The organism is Streptomyces sp. AC627_RSS907, from assembly GCF_019049165.1.
The window spans coordinates 1-1,496 of sequence record NZ_JAGMUE010000263.1; the positions used below are offsets into that span (position 1 = coordinate 1).

The 1,496-nt window shown below is 71.8% G+C and carries 1 protein-coding gene; it reads right to left on the bottom strand.

Going from position 1 to position 1,496, the window contains the following annotated elements; all coding sequences use genetic code 11:
* On the bottom strand, nt 1–1,496 hold a 1,496-nt coding region (locus KUM32_RS33190; RefSeq protein ID WP_217145633.1), incomplete at both ends, for a polyketide synthase dehydratase domain-containing protein.

Sequence of the window (1,496 nt, forward strand, 5' to 3'; positions counted from 1 at the left end):
ACCCCCGCAGACCTCACCCGGACCAGACGCGGAACCCTCACCACCCCGTCCCGCAACACCGCCTGCGGCACCGGACACCACACATCCTCCGACGCGTCCAGCAGATGAATACGATCCGGATGCTCCGACTGCGCCGACCGCACCAGACCCCACAACGCCGCACCGTCCGGATCCGTGACCTCCTCACCCACCGCACCGAACGTCCGCACCACCAGCCGGGAACCGGCCCAGGCGGGATCGGCGAGCCACCCCTGAAGCAACCCCAGCAGAGCCACCGACCGATCCCGAGCCGAACCCGGAACCGACGCATCCACCAACACCACAGACACCGGAGCCGGCAACACGTCACCAAGCTTGATCACCACCGGAGCCTCGACCGCCGCAGCCACCCCCTCCTCCGGCACCCACTCCACACCGAACAACAACCGGTCCGCCGCACCACGCGACACCTGCCCCGCCGAAACCGGCCGGAGTTGGAGCGCCTCCACCTCGGCGATCGGGAGCCCGGCTCCGTCCGCGAGCAGCAGTCGCACCGTGTCGGTGCCCTTGCCGCGGGAGAGGCGGACGCGTAGTTCACCAGTGGCCGTTCCGGTGACCCGTACGCCGGTGAAGGCGAACGGCAACTGGACGTCCCCGCCCGGGATCAGCTCGCCCACGCCGATGGCGTGCAGCGCCGCGTCGAAGAGCGCCGGATGCACGCCGAAACCGTCGGTCGGCTGGTCGACCGCGACCTCCGCGAACACCGCCGTACCGTCCCGCCAGACCCGACGCAGGCCCTGGAACGCCGGGCCGTAGGCCAGACCAGCGTCCGCGAGTCCCTCGTACAACCCGTCGAGCGGGATGTCGACGGCGCCGTTCGGAGGCCAGGTGACCAGGTCGAGGTCGGGTTCAGGGGTGGTGACCGGGGTGAGCGTGCCCTCGGCGTGGGTGGTCCAGTCGTCGGCGTCGCCGTCCTCGGGCTGGGCGTAGACGGTGACCGCGCGACGGTCCCGGTCGTCCGAGGGCCCGACCCGGATCTGGAGGCGGACGCCGCCCTGCGCCGGGATCACCAACGGCTCGCGGAGCACCAGTTCCTCGACGTTCTGAGCGCCGACCCGGCGGCCGGCGGCGAGGACGAGGTCGAGCAGCGCGGTTCCCGGCAGCAGTGCGGTGCCGAAGACCTCGTGGTCGGTGAGCCATCCGGGCGCGCCCGGCGCCAGCCGCCCGGTGAGCAGGGCACCGTCACCACCGGCGAGCAGCGTCGCCGCACCGAGCAACGGGTGATCGGAGGCGAACAAGCCGGCCGCGCCGACGTCTCCGGTGTCGACGGCGTTGTCGAGCCAGTACCGCTGGTGGGAGAAGGGATACGTGGGCAGGTCGACGGGACGCGCGCCCGTGCCCTCGAACACCGCCCGCCAGTCCACATGCTGCCCGTGCACGAACAACTCACCCAGCGCCGTCAGCAACGCCAGGGTCTCACCACGGCCCCGGCGCAACGCCGCCACAGCCGGAACATC